Source organism: Nannocystis exedens (assembly GCF_002343915.1).
Classification (GTDB): Bacteria; Myxococcota_A; Polyangia; order Nannocystales; family Nannocystaceae; genus Nannocystis; species Nannocystis exedens.
Window position 1 is genome coordinate 1,166,484 of sequence record NZ_NETK01000001.1, and the last position, 19,416, is coordinate 1,185,899.

Here is a 19,416-nt window from a genome sequence, read left to right on the forward strand (position 1 = left end):
GGCAGCATACGCCGCCGGCCGAGCGGACACGAGCCCGGCGCTGCGAACTCAGCCGCCCGGGTCGTCGTTCTTGTGGACCCAGAAGCCGCGCATGTTGAGCGTGTTCACGTCCTGGCCGTGCAGCCAGAACGCCGGGTGGCTCGGGTCGACGCCCGGCTGCGGGTTCTCGTCGATGGCGACCACCCACAGCTGCTTGACCTGGTCCTTGTTGCCCTCGAGCTTGTTGCCGAAGGTGCGGCGCGAGGTGAACACGGCCCAGTGATAGCCGCCGGAGCTGCGCGGCGCGAAGGTCGGCTCGTAGTTCCAGTGGCGGTCGCGGTCGCCGGCGTAGAACGGGTAGTCGTCGCCGTTGCCGGCGCGCAGCCGGATCTCCACGCCCGGCTCGTCGATGCTGGCGAGGAACATGTCCGACGTGCCGTTGCGGGTGTCGAGCATCGCCGGGTAGGCGCCGCGGTGGTAGATGACGTAGCGCCCGTCGGGCGTCACGCTCGGGAAGATGATGCCGTTGAGCGCCGGGTCGGCGCCGGGGTCGACCAGCTTGACCGGGTTGCCGGCGGTGCGGTTGACGGCGTCGTAGTCGAGCGCCATCAGCGACAGCGTCGTGTGGTCGACGTAGGCGATCTTGCGCCCGTCGGACGAGAACGCCGGCATGTTGAGGACGAGGTCGTCGATGCCGGTGCCCATCAGCTTGGCGCCGGTGGTCGCGTCCCACATGCCGGGCTGGCCGCCCGGCGGGCCCGGGAGGTTGGTCTCGCCGTTTTCGATCACCACCGTGCCGTCGGGCGAGATCGCCGACATCGCCCAGCTGCGCACCGGGACGCCGATGTTGGCGGTCGAGAACACCGGCGTGTTGTTGACGAGGTCCCACGTCGACACGTTGATGTCGCCGCCGATGATGAGCCGCGTGCCGTCGGCCGAGGCCGAGTGGCAGGTGCTGCAGCCGTCCTGACCGCCGGCGAGCAGGAAGTCCTCGGGCGCGTCGGCGCCGGGGTTGATGCGGAGCACGCGGCCGAGGCTGTTGGCCCAGTAGTACACCGAGCCGATCAGCGGCTCGGACGCGATCGTCCACGTGTCGTCGGCGAGCACGTAGGCGGCCTGCTGCCCGGCCGGCATGCGATGCACGTCGAGGTAGAGCGGCAGGCCCGAGCTCGACTCGGAGATCTGGACCCACAGCGGCTTGGTGATCGTGTGCCGCGACGGCGGCTCGGCCAGCGTGTAGATCTTGACGTCGACGAACTGACCGCTGTAGCGGACCAGGTACTTGTCACCCGGGGTCGAGCCGTGCCACATCAGCTCGGCCGGCTGCAGGCCCTTGGGGAACACGGTGCCGTCGTACGGGTACGACAGCACCGCGGTGTCGGGCTGCGTCGCGCCGTCGAGGATCTGCTTGTCGGCCTCGGTGATCTCGGGCGGGATGAGGTCGACCTTGAGGAACACGCTGACGGTCGCCTCGGCGGTCTTGTTGCCGTGCAGCGCCTCGACCACGAGCTGGCCGCCGTACTGGCCGCCGGCCTCGACGAGGCCTTTCTCGTCGACCGACGCGATGTAGCTGGCGTCGGCCGACCAGGTCGCGGTCACCGGCTGGCCGTCACACAGCGCGTTGAGCTGGACGGGCGCGTGCGTGCCGTTGTCGATGATGATCGTCGCCTCGGGCGGGTCGACGGTCAGGGTGTTGCACCCTGCGGGCGCGCCGGTGGTGGTCGGCGCTTCGGTGGTCGAGGTCGCGCCGTCGGTGCCGTCGGTGCCGGTGGGCGCGTCGGTCGCGGTACCGTCCGACTCCGACTCCGACGCGGTCGTCGACGCGATCCCGGTCGGCGCCGAGGTGGGGCCCGCGCTCGCCGTGCCGCGGCCGCCGTCGTCGCCGCACGCGGCGGGAATCGCCGCGCACGCACTCACCAGAAGTAATTTCCGCCACGGCTTCGTCGCCTTGTCGCGGCTTTTCATCGTCACCTGCCTTTCCAAGGAATCTCTTTGGGCCAGCCGTATCACAGACCCCTCGCGCGCACAGGCGGGGAAACCCCTCGGCGCGGCCTCGCTGGGGACCTCGGCAACTCCCCGCCCCCGGCGTTTGCGGTCCCGTGCTAAGGTGCTTGCGCAGGCGTGGCCGACCTCGAGGCGGACAGACTGCGCGCCTTGATGCGCGCCGCGGTGTTCAAGCAGCCGCACCAGCCGGTGCTCCTCGGCAACTTCGAGATCATCAAAGTGCTCGGCTCCGGGGCGATGGGCATCGTGTATGAGGCCTTCGACCCCCGTCGCGGCGAGAACGTGGCGCTCAAGACGCTGCGGGCCCCGAGCGCGCGCGCACTGGCGCTCTTCAAGCGCGAATTCCGGGCCCTGTCGCGGCTGTCGCACCCGAACCTGGTCGAGCTGCACAAGATGTATCGCGACCACGAGCAGTACTTCTTCACGATGGAGCTCATCCGGGGCTCGCCGCTGCTCACGTATCTGTGGGGCGTGGAGGCCGCCCCCGAGGCGCCGACCGCGACTCCCGTCACCGACTTCGCCCGCCTGCGGGCCGTGTTCGCCCAGCTCGTCGACGGCGTATTCGCGCTCCACCAGAGCCACAAGCTGCACCGCGACATCAAGCCGACCAACGTCATGGTCACCCCCGAGGGGCGCGTCGTCCTCATGGACTTCGGCTTCGTCGGCGAGGAGACCGTGGGCACGCTCGAGTCGACGGCCGGCAGCCTCGTGGTCGGCACGCCGGCGTACATGGCCCCGGAGCAGGCGGTCGGCGGCGCGCGCACGCCCGCGAGCGACTGGTACAGCGTCGGCGCCACCCTCTACATGGCCCTCACCGGCCGCGTGCCCTACTCCGGCGAGAACCTGGCGCGCATGATGGAGCGCAAGCAGCAGGGCCCGCCCCCGCCCCCGCGCACCCTGGTCGCCGGCATCCCCGACGAACTCGACGTCGTCTGCGTGCGCCTGCTCCAACCTGACCCCAAGGTCAGGCCCGGCGCCTCCGAGCTGATGTCGCTGTTCCACAGCGACCGCAGCCACCTGCAGCGCGTCCAGGCCGCCGCCTACTTGTCGCCCGCGGCCACCCACGTCGGCGCGCGCAGCTTCGTCGGCCGCGCCGCCCACGTGCGCGCGCTCCGGCTCGCCTTCGACGCCATCGAACACCCCGCGACCGCGGCGCCGCCCGACGTCGCGACCGCCGAGCCGCCCGACGCCGCGCCCGTCGCCTGGCCGACGAATCTCGCCCTGGCGGACCGTGGGCCGGCAGACGTCGCGCCCGCGGTCGCCCGTCCGGCCGACGCCGCCCCCGCGAGCGCCGAGCCGCCCGCCGCGCCCGCGGTCGCCCGCCCGTCCGACGCCGCCCCCGCGAGCGCCGAGCCGCCCGCCGCCCCCGCGATCGCCCAGCCGGCCGAGTCGGGCCCGGCGGTGGTGCTCGTGCACGGCCGCGCGGGCCTCGGCAAGAGCGCGCTGATCCGCCACGTCACCGACGGCCTGCGCCACCGCGCCGCGCTGCTGCGCGCGCGCTGTTACGAGCGCGACACCGTCCCGTACAAGGCGCTCGACAGCCTGGTCGACGCGCTGGCCCGCCAGCTGCGCCAGCGCGACGAGGCCGAGGTCGCGGCCGTCCTCCCGCCCGAGATCGATTCGCTGGTCGCGCTGTTCCCGGTGCTCCACCAGGCCCCGGCCGTGGCCGCCGTCACACCTGTCCCTTCCGCCATCCCCACCCGGCGCGATCTGCGGGCCGCGCTGCGCCCCGACGCCCCGGCCTTCCGCGCCCTGCGGCGGCTGCTGGTCGGCCTCGGCGCCCGCCGCCCGCTGGTGCTGTGGATCGACGACCTGCAGTGGGGCGACGCCGACAGCGTGCGCGTGCTGGCCGAGCTGCTGCGCCCGCCGCAGGCGCCGCGCGCCCTGCTGATCGCCAGCTACCGCAGCGAGGACAGCGACAGCCCGGCGCTGCGCGCCCTGGATGTCCTGAAGGACATGGTCGAACAGGCAGGGTCTTCGGTTCAGGTGCTCGAGCTGCCGCCGCTCTCGCCCGACGAGACCGACGCGCTGGCCGAGATCCTGCTCGGGCCCGACACCCCGCCGCAGCGGCTGCGCCGGGTCGCGGCCGAGGCCGGGGGCAGCCCGCAGCTCTTGCACGAGCTGGCGCGCTTCGTCGCCCACGGGGCCGGCAGCGCGCCCGAGGTGACGCTCGACGAGCTGATCGAGATCCGGATCTCCCGCCTCACCTCGACCCAGCGGCGCCTGCTCGAGGTGCTCGCGGTCGCCGGGCGCCCGCTGGCCCAGGCGGTCGCGTTCGCGGTCGCGGGCACCACCGCGGGCGCCGGCAACACCGGGCTCGCCGACCTCCACCAGCTCCAGGCCGCCGGCCTGGTCCGCAGCTTCACCGCCGCCGGCTCCGACCTGCTCGGCGAACAGGGCGAGCTCGTGCTCGACGTGCAGCACGAGCGCACCCGCGACGCGGTGCTGATCCGCCTCGACGGCCCGGCGCTGCGCGAGCTCCACGGCCGCCTCGCCGCCGCGCTCGAGCGCGACCCGCAGACCGATCCGTTCGCGCTCATCGAGCACCTGCGCGCCGCCGGCGATACCGCCCGCGCGCTGGCCCTGGCCCGCCGCGCGGCCGGCTTCTTCCGCGAGGCGGACGACTTCCTGCGCGCCGCCGCCTTCCTCCGCGTCGCCCGCGACCTCGCCCCGCCCGGCGCCGCCCCGGCGCTCGCGCGCGAGCTCGGTGACACGCTCGCGCGCGCCGGTCACAGCCGCGAGGCCGCCGAGGCCTACCTCTCGGCCCGCAGCGGCGGCGACCCGGCCGGCGACCTCGCGCTCGTCGGCGCCGCCGCGGCCCAGTTCATCACCGCCGGCCACCTCGCCCGCGGCCAGGAGATCCTGACCGCCGCCCTCGTGTCGGCCGGCCTGTCCTCCGGCGACACCTCGATGCGCGACAGGCTCGGCGCGCTGTGGCGGCGCGGCCAGAAGATGGTCCGCGGCCTCGACTTCACCGCCCGCGCCGAGGCCGACATCGACCGCATGGAGCTCGCGCGGGTCGACCTCTGCTTCGCCGCCGCGCTCTCGACCCTGGTCGTCGACCCCGGCGCCGCCGCCGACGCCCAGGCGCGCCACCTCCTGCTGGCCCTGCGGACCGGCGAGAAGCGCCGGGTCGCGCGCGCGTTCGCGCTCGAGGCCTGCCTGCTGGCGCCCGGCGGGGCGAGAGCGCGCGCCCAGATCGACCCGCTCCTCGCCTCCGCGCGCGCCCTCGCCCGCTCCACCGGGGCCGCCGGCATCGCCGACCTGTGCGACCTGGTCGACCTGCTGGCCGAGACCGCCGGCGGCTCGCCGACGCGCGCGCTGGCGCTCGCCGGACCGCTGCTGCGCGCCGGCACCCTGCACGCGCCCGAGCTGCCCGGCCTGTCGACCCTGGCGCGGCTGTGTCAGTTCCGCGCGCTGACGCACCTCGGCCGCTACGACGTGCTGCTCGAGGAGGTCCCGGCCCTGCTGACGTCGGCCCGCTTCGCCGACGACCGAACCGCGCACGTCGCCTGCGCCTCGTTGGCCGCCTGGCTGGCCGCGGTCGACGGCGACCCGGTCGGCGCGCAGGCGCTGGCGGCCGAGAGCGCGGCCGCCTGGCCGGCCGCCGACCCGCGCGCCTTCCACATGCAGCACCTCCAGATCCTCGGCGCCGAGGTCCACGCGCTGCTCGCTGCCGGCGACCCGGGCGCCGCCTGGGCCAGGGTCGAGGCGGCGGGGCCGGCGCTGGCGCGCAGCGGCCTGGCGAACCTGCTGCCGCTGCGGATCCAGGCCACCGAGCTGACCGGCCGCGCCGCCCTCGCCGCCCTCGCCGCCCTCGCCGCCGGCCCCCCGTCGCGGCCCGCGAGGCCATGCGCCGGGCGGTCGAGCGCGCCGCCGACAGCCTCCAGCGCGACGGCGCCCTCGGCCACGCCGCCCTCCTCCGCGCCGGCCTGCGCCACCTCGCCGGCGATCTCGGCGCCGCGCACACCTCGCTGCAAACCGCCGCCGACGCGTTCGCGGCCGCCGGCATGGCCGCGCACCAGGCCGCCGCCGAGCTGCGCCTGGCCCGGCTGGCCGGTCGCAGCGGCGAGGTCCCGCGCGGCGCCCTCCGAGCGCTCGGCGTCGAGCACCCCGACTGCTTCGCCGCCCTGGTCGCGCCGGCGCTGCCCGCGTGAACCACCGCGGTGGCTGCCGCGCCCCGCACCCGCTCGGCGTCGAGCACCCCGACTGCTTCGCCGCCCTCGTCGCGCCGGCGCTGCCCGCGTGAACCACCGCGGTGGCTGCCGCGCCCCGCACCCGCTCGGCGTCGAGCACCCCGACGGCTTCGCCGCCCTCGTCGCGCCGGCGCTGCCCGGGTGAACCACCACCGCGGCCCCCCGCACCTCTTTCGTCCTCGCACCCGCTCGGCGTCGAGCCCCGCTTCGCCCTTGCCCGAGCCACCGCGGCCGCCCGCACCTCTTTCGTCTTCACCCCGCGCTCGGCCGCGAGCCCGTGCTGCCCAGCGCGTCCGTCATGGCCCGCCCGAGCTTGCATGCGCACCGAAGCCCTCGCGCAGTCCCCCGAAGGCCGCCCGAGCGCCGCCTGGTCCTGGCCCTCCGACGCTGCAGACCGCGGACTTGCCGATGCCGCAGACCTCACGTCTCCGCTCGTTTTGCGGCCAGCCCGCGGCGACGCGCCCCGGCGGTCCTGCGGACGCGTGCGCCTGCGCCGGCTTCTCCCCCGTGGGCGCGCGTGATCCGGCTCTACGCGCCCGCTCCGCCGAAGCCGCCGCCTCGCCGTGCTACCGTCGCAGGGATGTCCGACGACTTCGAGCTCCTCGACGCCTGGCGGGGCGGCGACCTGCAGGCCGGCAGCAAGCTGTTCGACCGCCACTTCGAGAGCATCCACCGGTTCTTGCGCAACAAGGTCGGCGACGACACCGACGAGGTCATGCAGCGGACCCTGCTCGCGTGCGTCGAGACCCGCGACCGCTTCCGCGGCGCCTCCACCTTCCGCACGTACCTGTTCGGCGTCGCCCGGCTCGAGCTGCTGGCCCATTACCGGCGCCGGCGCAAGCTCAACAACGAGCTGGACATCGAGTCGAAGTCGTTCTTCGACCTCGACCCCTCGCCGAGCACCGTCGTCGCCAAGCACAACGAGCAGAAGCTGCTGCACGAGGCGCTGCGTCGGCTGCCGATCGACCTGCAGATCGCGCTCGAGCTGCACTACTGGGAGAACATGTCCGCCACCGAGGTCGCGACCGTGCTCGAGATCCCGTCCGGCACCGTCAAGAGCCGGCTGCGGCGGGCCAAGGAGATGCTGCGCGAGATCATGGAGTCGATCACGCTCAGCAAGACCCAGCTCGAGAGCACCATGGGCGACCTCGACGGCTGGGCCAAGCAGCTCGGTGAAACTCTGCGCGAGGGCGCGGCGGTCTCACGCATGACGGCCAAGGACGACAACGACGACGAACCGCCGTCGGGGGCCGCCGCGGCCACCTGAGTTCGGCGCCCCCGGCGCTCTTCGACCGCGCGGTCCGCCGCGGTCCGGCACTCGTAGCGACATCGGCATGACTCGACCGTCCCGCACCCTCCGGTTCTTCGCCGTCATCGGCGTCCTGTCCACCGCTGTCGCCCTGCTGGCGCTCTTCACCGTGTCGATGCGCTGCGCCTGCGGCGGGCCCGGCGTGCCGGCGAAGACCGTGCTCGAGATCGACTTCGAGCGGCCCTTCGTCGAGCACGAGGCGGGCGACCCGGTCGCGCGCGCGCTCGGCGGCGGCGGCCCGACGGTCGACGACCTCGTGGCCGCGCTCGAGAGGGCGAAGACCGACGACCGCGTGGCCGGCCTGGTCGCCCACGTCGGCGGCGCCGGCTCCGGCTTCGCCCGCACCCAGGAGCTGCGCGACGCGATCGCCGGCTTCCGCGCCAGCGGCAAGTTCGCGGTCGCCTTCTCCGAGACCTTCGGCGAGTTCGGGCCGGGCAACCAGGGCTACTACCTCGCGACCGCGTTCGACGAGATCTGGCTGCAGCCCTCCGGCGACGTCGGCCTCAACGGCCTGATGATGCAGGGCATGTTCTTCCGCGGCGCGCTCGACAAGCTCGACATCGCGGTCCGCATGGACCACCGCCACGAGTACAAGAACGCGCTCAATCAGTACACCGAGCGGGCCTACACCCCGGCGCACAAGGAGGCCAGCCAGGCTGTCCTCAAGAGCATGTTCGAGCAGCTCGTCGCCGGCATCGCCGACGGCCGCAAGCTCGCGCCCGAGACCGTGCGCGCGCTGGTCGACCGCGGGCCGTTCCTCGGCCCCGAGGCGCTCGCGGAGGGCCTGGTCGACAAGCTCGGCTACCGCGACGAGGTCATGGCCGCCGTCAAGGCCCGCGCCGGCGACGGCGCCGAGCTGCTGTGGCACGACCGCTACCTCGAGCGCGCCGGCAGCCCGTGGGCCCGCGGCGCCCGGATCGCCGTCGTCTACGGCATCGGCCCGGTCGCCCGCGGCGAGAGCAGCTTCGACCCGCTGTTCCGCGAGGGCACCATGGGCTCCGACACCGTGGCCGCGGCCTTGCGCGCCGCCGTCGACGACCCCGAGGTCAAGGCGATCGTGTTCCGCGTCGACAGCCCCGGCGGCTCGTACGTCGCCTCCGACGCGATCTGGCGCGAGACCGTGCGGGCCAAGCAAGCTGGCAAGCCGCTGATCGTCAGCATGGGCAACGTCGCCGGCTCCGGCGGCTACTTCGTCGCCATGCACGCGACCAAGATCGTCGCCCAGCCCGGCACGATCACCGGCTCGATCGGCGTGCTCGGCGGCAAGATGATCACCCGCCAGCTGTTCGAGCGCCTCGGCGTCACCTACGACGCGATCGGCAGCTCGGCCAACAGCGACTATTTCAGCGACACCCACGACTACAGCGCCCACGGCTGGCAGCGCTTCCAGGCCTGGCTCGACCGCGTCTACGTCGACTTCACCACCAAGGTCGCCGAGGGCCGCGGCCTGCCGATCGAGAAGGTCCGCGAGGTCGCCAAGGGCCGGATCTGGACCGGCGCCGACGCCAAGCAGCTCGGCCTCGTCGACGAGCTCGGCGGCTGGCCGGTCGCCCTCCGCCTGGCCCGCGAGTCGGTCGGCCTCGCCGCCGACGCCGACATCGAGCTCAAGGTCTACCCCGAGGACAAGGGCCTGCTCGGCTCGCTCTTCGGCGGCGACGGCGACAACAGCGAGTCGGTCGCGGCCCGGGTCCAGCTCGCCATCGGCCTGGTCGACGAGCTGCGCCCGGTGGCCGCCGAGCTGCGCGCCCTCGGCCTCGGCCCCGGCGCCCACGGCGTGATCAGCACCCTGCCCGTCGCCGTCGGCGAGTGAGCTGTCCTTCGGGACAGTTCCCCAGAACATCCCGAACGCGAACCGAGCTGTCCCGCGGGACAGCTCGGTTTCGTCGGGCCGCCTGCTTGCGCCGACCACCGCGGCGCGTAGGGTTCGATCGTCCCCGGCGATGGGCCGGGGCGAACCGAACAGGAGTGGATGTACATGTCGGCCTTCATCGCCTTCACCGGGTCCGCGCTGCTCGGACTGTTCGCCGCGCTCGCGCCCGACCTGCCCCTCGCTCCACCTGACGACGCGCCCGCGGCGGAGCCGGGCCGCGACCTGCCGAAGGACGGACCGCCCGTGGTGACGGACTGCGCCACCGACTGTGGGGACCGCTGCACCTGGGACGTCTGCCCGCACCCGCTCGGCTGCTACGCCGCGCTCGACGAGGCTTGCCACGTCGCTTGCCTGGCCGCCAAGCAGGAGGCCTGCGCCGCCGACTTCGCCGACGCGGGCTGACCTCGAGCGGCAAAGAGCCGCCCCGAAGCCCGGGATCGCCGTGCGCGCGGCGGACCTGTCCTTCGGGGCAGCAAGCCTCCATTCGTATATGTTATAGAAAGGACCGTCCTGAAGGGTATGTCGTCGATGCAGCCCGCTCGCCGGGCATACCCTTCAGGACGGCTAGAATTTTCGCCTGTCCCTCAGGACAGCAATCCATGGCCGAAGAATGACCGGCCTGAAGGGTAGGTCCGTCGATGCAGCCCGCTCGCCGGGCCTACCCTTCAGGACGGCGGAAACTCGCGCCTGTCCCTCCGGACAGCTCAGCGCCGGCGCCGGCGCCCGATCGCGAACATCCCGAGCAGCGCCACCAGCCCGGCCGCGCCGGAGCCCGTTTGCTGGGAGCAGCCGCAGCCGTCGTCGCTGTCCTGCTGGCCCCACCCCGGCGGGAGCAGCGGGCCCGGCGGGATGACAGGTCCGCCGGCGGTCGGATCTGCCCCTGTCGAATCGTCCCCGGGCGAATCACCCGAGTCGCTGTCGCCCTCGCCCTGCGAATCGCCGGAGGTCGCCGGCGCGCCGGTGGTCTCGCCGCCCTGCGGCTCGCTCTCGCCGGTCTCTGCCCCGGGCTCGCCGCCGGGCATCGGCCCGCCGGTGCTGTCGTTCGGCGCCTCGCCGGTCTCGCCCTCGCCGGTCTCGCCCTCGCCCGGCTCGCTCTGCGCGACCACGGTGAAGCACACCGGGTCGGACATCACCAGGTTGGGCTCGTCGTCGCGCGCCTCCGCGGTCAGGCAGTACGTGCCCTCGGGGAACGTCGCGTCCTTCCACTCGTACGGCGGCGTCGTCAGCGGCGCGTCCTGGTTGACGCCGTCGACGTAGAGGTCGACCTGGGCCACGCCGACGTTGTCGCTGGCCTCGACCGTGATCGTCACCTGCGCCGGCGCGGTGAACTCCTGGCCGTCCTGCGGGCTCGTGATCGCCACCGTCGGCGGGGTCGGGTCGGGCTCGTTGGCGCCGAACAGCCACATCAGCTCGGCGTGCGAGTTCTGGCCCTTGGCGCAGAACTGCTTGTGCTGGTCGCCGCAGCGGACCGGCACGTTGGTGTCGAGCTTGAGGCACTCGTCGCGGAAGCTCGGGTCGCCGCCGGCGTTGTAGGGGTTCATGATGTCGTCGGGCTCGTTGACGTGCTCGAGCCCGTACGCGTGGGCGATCTCCTGGCTCATCGTCGTCGCCTGGGTCGACGCCGAGTACTTGTCCTTGGCGCTGTGGAACGCGAGGACGACGTTCGACGCGACCTTCGCGTCCTCGCAGTCGAGCATCGCCACCCCGAGCACGCCGGGGCCGATCACGTTGGTCGGCGAATTGACGCACATCGTGTATTCGCCCTCCTGCGGCCGCTCGTCGGTGATCACCACCTTGTACTTGGCCCAGTCGGCCTTGACCGCCTGCAGCGAGGCCGCGCGCTTGCTGCCCTCGCCGTACGGCTGGTAGTCCCCCTCGAACTCCGCGAACGCCGTCTCGTCGTCCTTGGCGTCGTCCTTGCCGGTGTGCTTCAGCGTCACGCCGTCGTAGTTCAGGAAGAACACGTTCGTCTGCGCCTGCCCCGCGGCGCTCGGCGGCACGTTCGCCTTGATCCGCGTGGTCCCCTGCGTCGCCGGCGGCGACAGCGGCGCGGCCCGGACGCCCGCCGGCTCCGGCTCGGGCGTCGCCTCCGCCGCGGGGGATTGCACATACGGCGCCGCACCCGCAGCATTGCTCAAGAGACAGGTCGCGAGCGACAGGACGACAATGCGCGCACGGCGGTCGGTGGTGAATGTCATGTGCCTCACTCCGGTACGACATTCCCAATAGGCAATCCATGCCACCGCCTTCAAGCCTTATTTTCACCGGCCCAGCGACGATTCGCGCAGTGCGGACATTCCGCCGGCCCTCCGCGGGCCCCCGACCCATGTTGGAGGGAATTGGGCTCTCGGCGTGAGCCTGCGCAAATTCTTGCGCACCGCCCGCCGCGCACCGCATTTCTCGCACAGTCTACGCGCTCCGCGCGCGTTGACAACGTTCCGTGCGAGCTCTGCGCGAATTCGCGCCTCACCGCCACGAGAAAGGGCCCGCCGCGCCGCGCGCAGCAGGCCCTCCCTCCGCGCCCCCGGCCGACTCAGCCGCGCCGGCGCCGCCGGACCAGCCCGAGCATCACCAGCAGGGCCAGCCCCGCGGTCCCCGGCCGCGCCGGCTGGGCGCAGCCGCAGCCCTCGTCGCCGCCGTCCTGGCCGAACCCGGGCGGCAGCGCCGAGGTGTCGGGCGACGGCAGCCCGCCCTCGTCGCCGTTGCCGCTGTCGCTGTCCTCGGGCTCGGGCTCGGGCTCGGGCTCACCGGTCTCGAGGTTGCCGGTCTCGCCGCCGCTGGTGGTCGGCAGCTCCCCGGTGGTCGGATCGGGCTCGCCGCTGGTGCTGGTGGTCGACGGCCCGGTCGTGGTGCCCTCGTTCTGCTTCACCACGGTGAAGCAGACCTCGGGCGACATCGCCGAATTGGGCTCGTCGTCCTTCGCCTCGGCCGCCACGCAATAGGTGCCCTCGGGGAAGGTCGCGTCGGCCCATTGATAGGGCGGCGTCGAATCGGGCGCGCCTTGATTCATGCCGTCGATGTAGAGATTGACCTCGGCGACCCCGACGTTGTCGGTGGCCTCGGCGGTGATCGTGATCGTCGCCGGCGCCGGGAATTGATCGCCGTTCTTCGGGCTCGTGATCACCACCGTCGGCGGCGTCGGATCGGGCGTCGCGCTGCCGAACAGCCACAGCAGCTCCTGGTGCGAGTTCTGCTGGTTGTTGCCGCAGAACTGGCTGTGCTGCGCCCCGCACTGGATCGGGTTGCCGCCGCCGTCGAGGTTCAGGCAGTTGTCGAGGAAGCTCGGGTCGCCGCCCGCGTTGTACGGGTTCATGATGTCGTTCGGCTCGTTGACGTGCTCGAGCCCGTACGCGTGGGCGATCTCCTGGCTCATCGTCGTCGCCTGGGTCGCCGCCGAGAACTGATCGTTCGCGCTGTGGAACGCGAGCACGATGTTGGCCGCCATGTTGTCGTTGCAATCGAGCGGCGCCACCCCGAGCACCCCGCCGCCGAACACATTCGTCGGCGAATTGACGCACATCGTGTAGAGCCCGCCGTTCGGCCGCACGTCGGTGATCGTCACGTCGTACTTGGCCCAGTCGGACTTGACCGCCTGCAGCGACGCGGCCCGCTTGTTGCCGGCGCCGTACGGCTGATACGTGGTGGCGAATTCGGCGAACACCGTCGTATTGGTCGCCGAATTGTCCTGCCCGCCCTGCTTCAGCGTCACGCCGTCGTAGTTCAGGAAGAACACGTTGGCCTGCGCGTGCCCGGCCTCGCTCGCGCGCACCCAGGCGGTCAGGTCGAGGTCTTTTTGCGCCGGCGGAATCATCGGCGTCGCCCGCCACGCCTGCGGCTCCGGCGCTTCGGGCGCAGCCGATGGCTGCTCGATCGGCGCGGCGACCGCGCTCGAACTCAACAGGCACACCCCGATGGCGAGCGCCACGGACTGTGATCGAGGGAGGGCGAACGGCAGGATCATGGGGTTTGTCCAAGTTCCACCCTAGGCAAACCGTCCCCCGAGCTTCAAGCGCTAATTTCGGCGGGCGGCTGCAGAGAATCTGCGCCCGCGGACGTCCGGCCAGCGGGCGCGAGCCCCCACGAGCCTGGCGATTCGTGACGCTGCGCATGCGGCTGCGCGCTGCGGCCTGACGCACCCCGCCCGCCACTGCCCGCAGTCGCGCCCGTCGGCTACATTCACCGCCCGCATGGCTGCCCGCCCGAGCGCGCAATCCACCCCCGCCGAGGTCCTCGTGCTCGGCGGCGGCGTCGCGGGCCTGACGACGGCCCTCTGCCTGCTGCGGGCCGGACAGCGCGTCCGCGTGGCCGCCAAGGCCTACGTCGCCGGCACCACCTCGGCGGTCGCCGCGGCCTTCTGGTACCCGTATCGCGCCTACCCCGAGGCGATGGTGGCACCGTGGGCCCGCGTCAGCTACGCGCGCTTCGCCGAGCTGACGCGCAGCGCCCCCGAGGCGGGCGTGCTGCGCCGCGAGACCGTCGAGGTGTTCCCGCAGCCCGCCCCGCCGCCGGCCTGGGCCAGCGACCTGCCCGACTTCGAATTCGTGGCCGCGGCCGACCTCCCGCCCGGCTACGGCGCGGGCCATCGATTCACCTCGTTCGTGATCGAGACCGGCATCTACCTGCCCTGGCTCATGCGCCAGGTCGAGGCGGCCGGCGGCGAATTGACGGTCCACGCCTACGCGAGCCTCGACGAGGCCGTGCGCGACTGTTCGCGCGTGGTCGACTGCACCGGCCTCGGCGCCCGCGAGCTCGCCCCCGATCCCTCGCTCTACGCCGTGCGAGGCCAGGTCGTGAGGGTGCGTAACCCCGGCATTTCTCGCGTGTGGATCGACGAGCACAGCGGCGGCGGGATCACCTACATCGTCCCGCGCAGCCACGACGTCGTCCTCGGCGGGACCGCCGACGAGCGCGAGGAGGACACCGCGCCCGACCCCGCCCGCACGCCCGGCATCATCGCCCGCTGCGCCCGCCTCGAGCCCGCGCTGGCCGGCGCCGAGATTGTCTCGGTCGCCGTCGGCCTCCGCCCCGCGCGCCCCTCCGTCCGCCTCGAGGCCGAGACTCGCCCGGGCGGCCGCGTCGTCCACAACTACGGCCACGGCGGCGCCGGCGTCACCCTCTCGTGGGGCTGCGCCGAGGCGGCCGCGCACCTGCTCCTTCAAACCTGACCTTCAAGCCATGTCGCAAACGCTGACCCACCTGCGCCAGCTCGAGGCCGAGAGCATCCACATCATCCGCGAGGTCGCCGCCGAATTCGAGCGGCCGGTCCTCCTGTTCAGCGGCGGGAAGGACTCGGCCTGCATGCTGCACGTCGCGCGCAAGGCGTTCCATCCGGCGCCGCTGCCGTTCCCGCTGCTGCACATCAATACCACCTGGGACTTCCGCGAGCTGCTCGAGTACCGCGATTGGTTCGCCGCCACCCACGGCATGAACCTCATCGTCTACACCAACGAGGAGGCGCTGGCCGAGGGCATCAACCCGTTCGACACGCCGACGCCGAAGTACAGCGCCGCCATGCAGACGCAGGCGCTGGTCAAGGCGCTGCGCCAGGGCGGCTACGACGCGGCCTTCGGCGGGGCCCGGCGCGACGAGGAGAAGGCCCGCGCGAAGGAGCGGGTCTACTCGTTCCGCAACAAGCAGATGCAGTGGGACCCGAAGAACCAGCGGCCCGAGCTGTGGAACACCTACAACGGCAAGGTCAACCCGGGCGAGAGCATCCGCGTGTTCCCGCTGTCGAACTGGACCGAGCTCGACGTGTGGCTGTACATCCACCTCGAGCAGATCCCGCTGACCCCGCTCTACTTCGCCGCCGAGCGCCGCTGCATCGAGCGCAACGGGGCGATCATCGCCGTCGACGACGACCGCATGCGCCTGCTGCCCGGCGAGGTGCCGACGCTCCGCAAGGTCCGCTTCCGCACCCTCGGCTGCTACCCCCTGACCGGCGCGATCGAGAGCCCGGCCGCCACCGTCCCCGAGATCATCGAGGAGATGCTGGTCGCCACCCACTCCGAGCGCCAGGGTCGCCTCATCGACTACGACGAGGCCGGCAGCATGGAGCAGAAGAAGAAAGAGGGCTACTTTTAAAAGTAGCTGTCCTCGCGGACATGTCCCCGGAGCCTACCCCTGCGGGTTGATCTGCTTCTGATCGAGCCCCCCGGGGTACGCGTACGAGTCGAATTCGTCGTAGCCGATCACGATCACCCCGAACGGCTGGTCGCCGGTCAGCACGTGGACGCCGTCGTCGGCCGGCACCCGCGCGACCTCCCACTCGCTCGCGCCGACCGTGGTAAACGTGTTCTGGGCCACCGGCGCGCCGTCGAGGGTGATGTTCGCACCTGTCTTTTTGGTCAGGACGATGCGGTCGAACAGCCAGTTGCTCGGGATCAGGATCACGTAGCTCGAGCGGTACTGCGCCAGCGGCACCGCCTGCGCCATCGCCGGGTCGCCGGCCTGCAGCGCCGGGACGTTGGTGTTGAACGACGACGACATGTACTGCATCAAGTAGATCGGCTTGTTCGCGGTGACCACGAAGTCGCCGGGGTTGGCCTCGGTGCCGCCGACGGTCATCGTGACGAGCTGGCCCTTCGTCATGTTGAAGTCGTCGGCGGGGATCCCCGTGACCTCGGGGTGGCGGTCGACGTGGACCTGCGTGCCGTCCTCGGCCGCGAACAGGTGCCAGTACGACGGCTCGGGCGTGCCGGTGTTGCGGACCGGGAAGCGGCTCGCCACGTAGGTGTTGCCCCACGTCTGCAGCCCGTAGACCTGCTCCTCGAGGTGATCGCAGCAGCAGGTGTCGGCGCTGGGGACGTTGGCGCACCAGTGGTTGGAGAACACCCCGATCGGCTTGTCCGAGGTGATGTACGTGCCCGACAGCATGTTGACCGACGACTCGATCTGGATCACGTCGGCCTCGTTCATCAGCGGCAGCGTGTACGGCTGACCCGGCGGCAACGCCGGCAGCGGCCCGCCGGCGTCGGTCGGCGCCGCCGGGGTGATCGTCACCGTGGTCGCGTCCTCCGCCGCGACGATGTTGAGCTGGGCGTTGCCGTAGCTGGTCTCGCCCCAGCCGACCACGTAATAATATCGGTCGTAGACGTTGACTGGCAGCAGCAGCGAGGCGTCGCTCGTGTACGACGTCTCGCCGTTGATCGGCTGGAATTGATAGGCGATGATCGGCACGTCGCTGACGACCTTGTAGGCGCCGCGCGGGTTGACCCCGGTGTAGTCGATGTGCCGGTCCGGCAGGTCGAATTGAAACAGCGTGTTCGGGCCGACCGGGGCCTGCTGGATCGTCGTCCACGCCGCCCCGTCGTGGGTCTGCACCTGCACGTTGGCGGTCTTGGCCGGGTCGACGTTCGACACCACCACCGCGTACGGCTGCGAATCGTAGGCCTCGACCGGGTCGTTGTTGTTGTCGATCGCGAAGTACTCGCAGCCGACCGACGACGAGTCGGTTTGCGCCTTGGCGCACAGCGACTTGCACACCCCGAAGTCGCACACCTGGTCGGCCGCGCACGGCGTCGGCGGCAGCCACGATTGCCCGTCGTCGGCGCACACCTGCACCGCGCTCGGCCCGTCGCACTGCAGCTCGCCCGGCGTACACAGCCCGATCGAGGTGACCGAGTCGGCCGAGCCGGTGTCGCCGGTCGTGGTCGTCGCGGTGGCCGGGCCGCTGGTCGTCGGCGCGTCGCTGCTGGTCCCCGTCTCGCCGCTCGAGGTCGACGTCCCGACCGGCGGCAGGCCCGTGATCCCCGTGATCGTCACCGTCGCCGACGCCGACCCGCTGGCGCCGCGGCCCCCGCTGTCGCCGCAGGCCGCCAGCGCGAGCAAGCCGCAAGAAACACGAATGCAGTCCCGTACCATGCAATCACTCCGGACAGCCGCACTCTAGCGGAGATCGCGGCCGCGATCGCAAGCGCAGGTCGAACTTGTCGGCCTGCGCATGCGCTCGCACGGGGGATCCTCCGGCGCAAGTCCCTCCGGAACCCGCACGCGCGTCGGCTCGCGACCCACCGAAAGCGCCCCCGTGCCGACGCGCTCCGCCCCGTCCTCCGCGCCTGCTGTCCGCGCGCTCCGCCGCGAGCGAGGTCGAGGGCTCCCAGGACTTCCGACCCGCGGGCCACCTGCGAGCACAGCCACCGCTCTCGCGAGCGGCTGAAAGCCGCCTGCGGGCCGCGGCCCTCCATCACCCCCCGCTCGGCCCGCTGGCGCCGCTCCTGCGGCCTCGGCGGCCCTGTCCATGGCCCGGCGACAGCGGTTGCGCGGCGCGGCCCGGTGGGTCATCGTCGCGGTGTGAGCGACCGTTCCCGTCCCTCCCGCGCCGGTTTCGTCGCCTTTCTCGGGCTGCTCGTCGCCCTCGTCGCCGGCTACCTCAACGACTGCTTCGCCGGCCTCGGGTTGTCCCCCGACGCGGGCCAGGCCGTGCCCGCCGGCGAGCCCGCGAAGCCGTCGGCGAAGCCGGGCGACCGGGTCCGCGTCGTCGTCCAGGGCGAGCAGTGCCGCGTCGGCGGCGACGGCCCGTTGCGGCCCTGCGACGCCGTGTGCGCCGAGCAGGCCGCCGGCGCCACCGTCGAGATCGACGCCACCGCCGGGGCCCAGCGGGCCGTCGACGCCCTCCGCACCTGCGTGCAGGCCCGCGGCGCCAAGGCCCAGGTGGTATCGGAGTAGCGCGTGTTCTGGCAGGCGCTGTTCGACCCCTTCAGCATCCTCGTCCTCGCCGCGGCGCTGGCGATGACCGCCCTCTCGCTCGGCTGGCTGCGCGGCGCGGCCCGCCAGCGCGACGTGCTCGCCGGCGGCCTCATCGTCCTGCGCAAGATCGGCGCCCAGCTGGCCGAAGACCACCCGATCCGCCGCCGCCTCGAGTCGGCGCCGGTCGTCGACCTGTCGTTCGAGGAGCTCGCCCGCCTCCTCAGCGGCCAGCAGGTCGAGCCGGCCGCGCGCACCCTGATCCGCCTCGGCGAGCGGATCGGCTGGGTCGAGCGGTTCGCCCAGCTCTCGGTCCACCTCGGGATCCTCGGCACCGTGTTCGCCCTCGTCAGCGCCGACCCGACCGACCTCGAGGGCTTCCGCGCCCGCCTGCCGATGGCCCTCGGCACCACCTTTTGGGGCCTGATCGGCGCGATCGCCCTGTCGCTGGTCGCCGGCGCGTGCGAGAGCCTGCTCGAGCGCGCCTCGCAGCACGTCCGCGAGGCCCTGCTCGAGGGCCTCGAGCAGCGGCCCGAGGAAGCCGGCCCGTGAAGCGTCGCCGCCGCCACGCCCTCGATCTGCTGCCGCTGCTCGACGTGTTCATGGTCGTGCTGTTCGTGTTCGCCACCATCCAGGAGGGCCAGCTCGACGCCTCGGCCACCGCCGCCGCGGCCCTGGAGGCCGAGCTGCAGCAGCTGCGCGCGCGGCAGATCGATCCCGACGAGCTCGCCCGCTTGCGGCGAGCCGAGGCGACCGCGACCGCCGACGTCGCGGCCGCCCGCGCCGAGCTGGCGCGCGCCTCCGAAACGCAGACCGAGCTGCGCGCCGCTCTCGAGCAGCTGCGCACCGCCGCCGAGCAGGCCGCCGCGACCGCCACGACCTCCGGCGCCGAAGCCCTGCGCCGCCAGGAGGTCCTGGCCCGCCTGCTCGATCACTTCTCGGTGTTCGAGATCGAGATCGACGGCGAGCTCGCCGGCGACGCCGTCGTCAACCATTGCTGCTACCGCACCGAGCCGCTCGCCGGGGCGTGGAAGACGTGCGGGGTCATGCCCGCGGCCACGGCCGAGCTGCAGGACTGGCTCGCCGACGGCGGCGCCGGCCTGGCCGACGCCCTGCGCCGCACCCGCGGCGGCAACGCCATGACGATCGTGCGGCAGAACGAGCGCGCCACCTGGCGAGTCGCCCGCAAGCTCGAGGAGCAGCTCCGCGAGCGCTTCCCCGAGCACAAGATCTACGGCGACGGCGTGGCCACCCACTCGCTGGCCTGCCCGCGCTGACGCGGCGCGCCCGAGCGGCTCGTCGTCCCATGTCGTCCAGGACATGCCCCTCAGGGCATGCTCTTTTCGACATGCCCGCTTCGACATGCCGCAAAGGTC

The 19,416-nt window shown here is 72.7% G+C and carries 13 protein-coding genes; 9 read left to right on the forward strand and 4 right to left on the reverse strand.

From position 1 onward, the window contains the following. Positions 1-48: 48 nt before the first annotated feature. Complete coding sequence (locus tag NAEX_RS04535) at positions 49-1,944, reverse strand: WD40 repeat domain-containing protein (protein ID WP_143140790.1); 1,896 nt, start codon at positions 1,942-1,944, stop codon at positions 49-51. Between the two features lie 156 nt (positions 1,945-2,100). Here NAEX_RS04535 and NAEX_RS04540 point away from each other — a divergent pair, with 156 nt between their 5' ends. The 4 genes from NAEX_RS04540 to NAEX_RS04555 all read left to right on the forward strand — a co-directional run bounded on the left by NAEX_RS04540 (position 2,101) and on the right by NAEX_RS04555 (position 9,760). Continuing rightward, positions 2,101-6,324: a serine/threonine-protein kinase gene (locus NAEX_RS04540; RefSeq protein WP_096326293.1), complete on the forward strand. Its 4,224-nt coding sequence runs from the start codon at positions 2,101-2,103 to the stop codon at positions 6,322-6,324. A gap of 435 nt (positions 6,325-6,759) precedes the next feature. Beyond that, on the forward strand, positions 6,760-7,446 hold the full coding sequence (locus NAEX_RS04545; protein ID WP_096326294.1) for an RNA polymerase sigma factor: 687 nt from the start codon (positions 6,760-6,762) through the stop codon (positions 7,444-7,446). A gap of 67 nt (positions 7,447-7,513) precedes the next feature. Then, a complete protein-coding gene (sppA, locus tag NAEX_RS04550) occupies positions 7,514-9,298 on the forward strand; it encodes a signal peptide peptidase SppA (protein ID WP_096326295.1) in 1,785 nt (594 codons plus the stop codon). Between the two features lie 165 nt (positions 9,299-9,463). Beyond that, positions 9,464-9,760 (forward strand): hypothetical protein, encoded by a 297-nt coding sequence (locus NAEX_RS04555; RefSeq protein ID WP_143140789.1) that lies wholly within the window; start codon positions 9,464-9,466, stop codon positions 9,758-9,760. 302 nt (positions 9,761-10,062) lie between these two features. On the opposite strand, the gene NAEX_RS04560 is transcribed toward NAEX_RS04555, so the two are convergent. Both NAEX_RS04560 and NAEX_RS04565 read right to left on the reverse strand, forming a co-directional pair. Continuing rightward, on the reverse strand, positions 10,063-11,556 hold the full coding sequence (locus NAEX_RS04560) for an Ig-like domain-containing protein (RefSeq protein WP_143140788.1): 1,494 nt from the start codon (positions 11,554-11,556) through the stop codon (positions 10,063-10,065). Between the two features lie 335 nt (positions 11,557-11,891). Continuing rightward, a complete protein-coding gene (locus tag NAEX_RS04565) occupies positions 11,892-13,283 on the reverse strand; it encodes an Ig-like domain-containing protein (protein WP_096326298.1) in 1,392 nt (463 codons plus the stop codon). Between the two features lie 262 nt (positions 13,284-13,545). Here NAEX_RS04565 and NAEX_RS04570 point away from each other — a divergent pair, with 262 nt between their 5' ends. Both NAEX_RS04570 and cysD read left to right on the forward strand, forming a co-directional pair. Continuing rightward, a complete protein-coding gene (locus tag NAEX_RS04570; RefSeq protein WP_096326299.1) occupies positions 13,546-14,523 on the forward strand; it encodes an FAD-dependent oxidoreductase in 978 nt (325 codons plus the stop codon). A gap of 10 nt (positions 14,524-14,533) precedes the next feature. Next, positions 14,534-15,439, forward strand: a complete 906-nt coding sequence (gene cysD, locus NAEX_RS04575) for a sulfate adenylyltransferase subunit CysD (RefSeq protein ID WP_096326300.1) — start codon at positions 14,534-14,536, stop codon at positions 15,437-15,439. Positions 15,440-15,472: 33 nt separating this feature from the next. Here the strand turns inward: cysD and NAEX_RS04580 are convergent, their stop codons facing one another. Then, positions 15,473-17,218 carry an IgGFc-binding protein gene (locus NAEX_RS04580; protein ID WP_143140787.1) on the reverse strand — a complete coding sequence of 582 codons (1,746 nt, stop codon included), beginning with the start codon at positions 17,216-17,218 and terminating at the stop codon, positions 15,473-15,475. A gap of 429 nt (positions 17,219-17,647) precedes the next feature. Here NAEX_RS04580 and NAEX_RS04585 point away from each other — a divergent pair, with 429 nt between their 5' ends. The 3 genes from NAEX_RS04585 to NAEX_RS04595 are packed head-to-tail and all read left to right on the forward strand — an operon-like array spanning position 17,648 to position 19,317. Next, a complete protein-coding gene (locus tag NAEX_RS04585) occupies positions 17,648-18,022 on the forward strand; it encodes a hypothetical protein (protein WP_096326302.1) in 375 nt (124 codons plus the stop codon). A gap of 3 nt (positions 18,023-18,025) precedes the next feature. Next, on the forward strand, positions 18,026-18,592 hold the full coding sequence (locus tag NAEX_RS04590) for a MotA/TolQ/ExbB proton channel family protein (protein ID WP_096326303.1): 567 nt from the start codon (positions 18,026-18,028) through the stop codon (positions 18,590-18,592). Beyond that, positions 18,589-19,317, forward strand: coding sequence for a hypothetical protein (locus NAEX_RS04595; RefSeq protein WP_096326304.1), 729 nt, complete (start codon positions 18,589-18,591; stop codon positions 19,315-19,317). The genes NAEX_RS04590 and NAEX_RS04595 overlap by 4 nt, the downstream gene beginning before the upstream one ends. Positions 19,318-19,416 lie beyond the last annotated feature (99 nt).

What these genes read in the sequence shown, in the direction of transcription:
- NAEX_RS04535 (WP_143140790.1), bottom strand. Translation starts at nt 1,944, where the DNA reads ATGAAAAGCCGCGACAAGGCGACGAAGCCGTGGCGGAAATTACTTCTG.
- NAEX_RS04545 (WP_096326294.1), top strand. Translation starts at nt 6,760, where the DNA reads ATGTCCGACGACTTCGAGCTCCTCGACGCCTGGCGGGGCGGCGACCTG.
- sppA (WP_096326295.1), top strand. Translation starts at nt 7,514, where the DNA reads ATGACTCGACCGTCCCGCACCCTCCGGTTCTTCGCCGTCATCGGCGTC.
- NAEX_RS04555 (WP_143140789.1), top strand. Translation starts at nt 9,464, where the DNA reads ATGTCGGCCTTCATCGCCTTCACCGGGTCCGCGCTGCTCGGACTGTTC.
- NAEX_RS04560 (WP_143140788.1), bottom strand. Translation starts at nt 11,556, where the DNA reads ATGACATTCACCACCGACCGCCGTGCGCGCATTGTCGTCCTGTCGCTC.
- NAEX_RS04570 (WP_096326299.1), top strand. Translation starts at nt 13,546, where the DNA reads ATGGCTGCCCGCCCGAGCGCGCAATCCACCCCCGCCGAGGTCCTCGTG.
- cysD (WP_096326300.1), top strand. Translation starts at nt 14,534, where the DNA reads ATGTCGCAAACGCTGACCCACCTGCGCCAGCTCGAGGCCGAGAGCATC.
- NAEX_RS04580 (WP_143140787.1), bottom strand. Translation starts at nt 17,218, where the DNA reads ATGGTACGGGACTGCATTCGTGTTTCTTGCGGCTTGCTCGCGCTGGCG.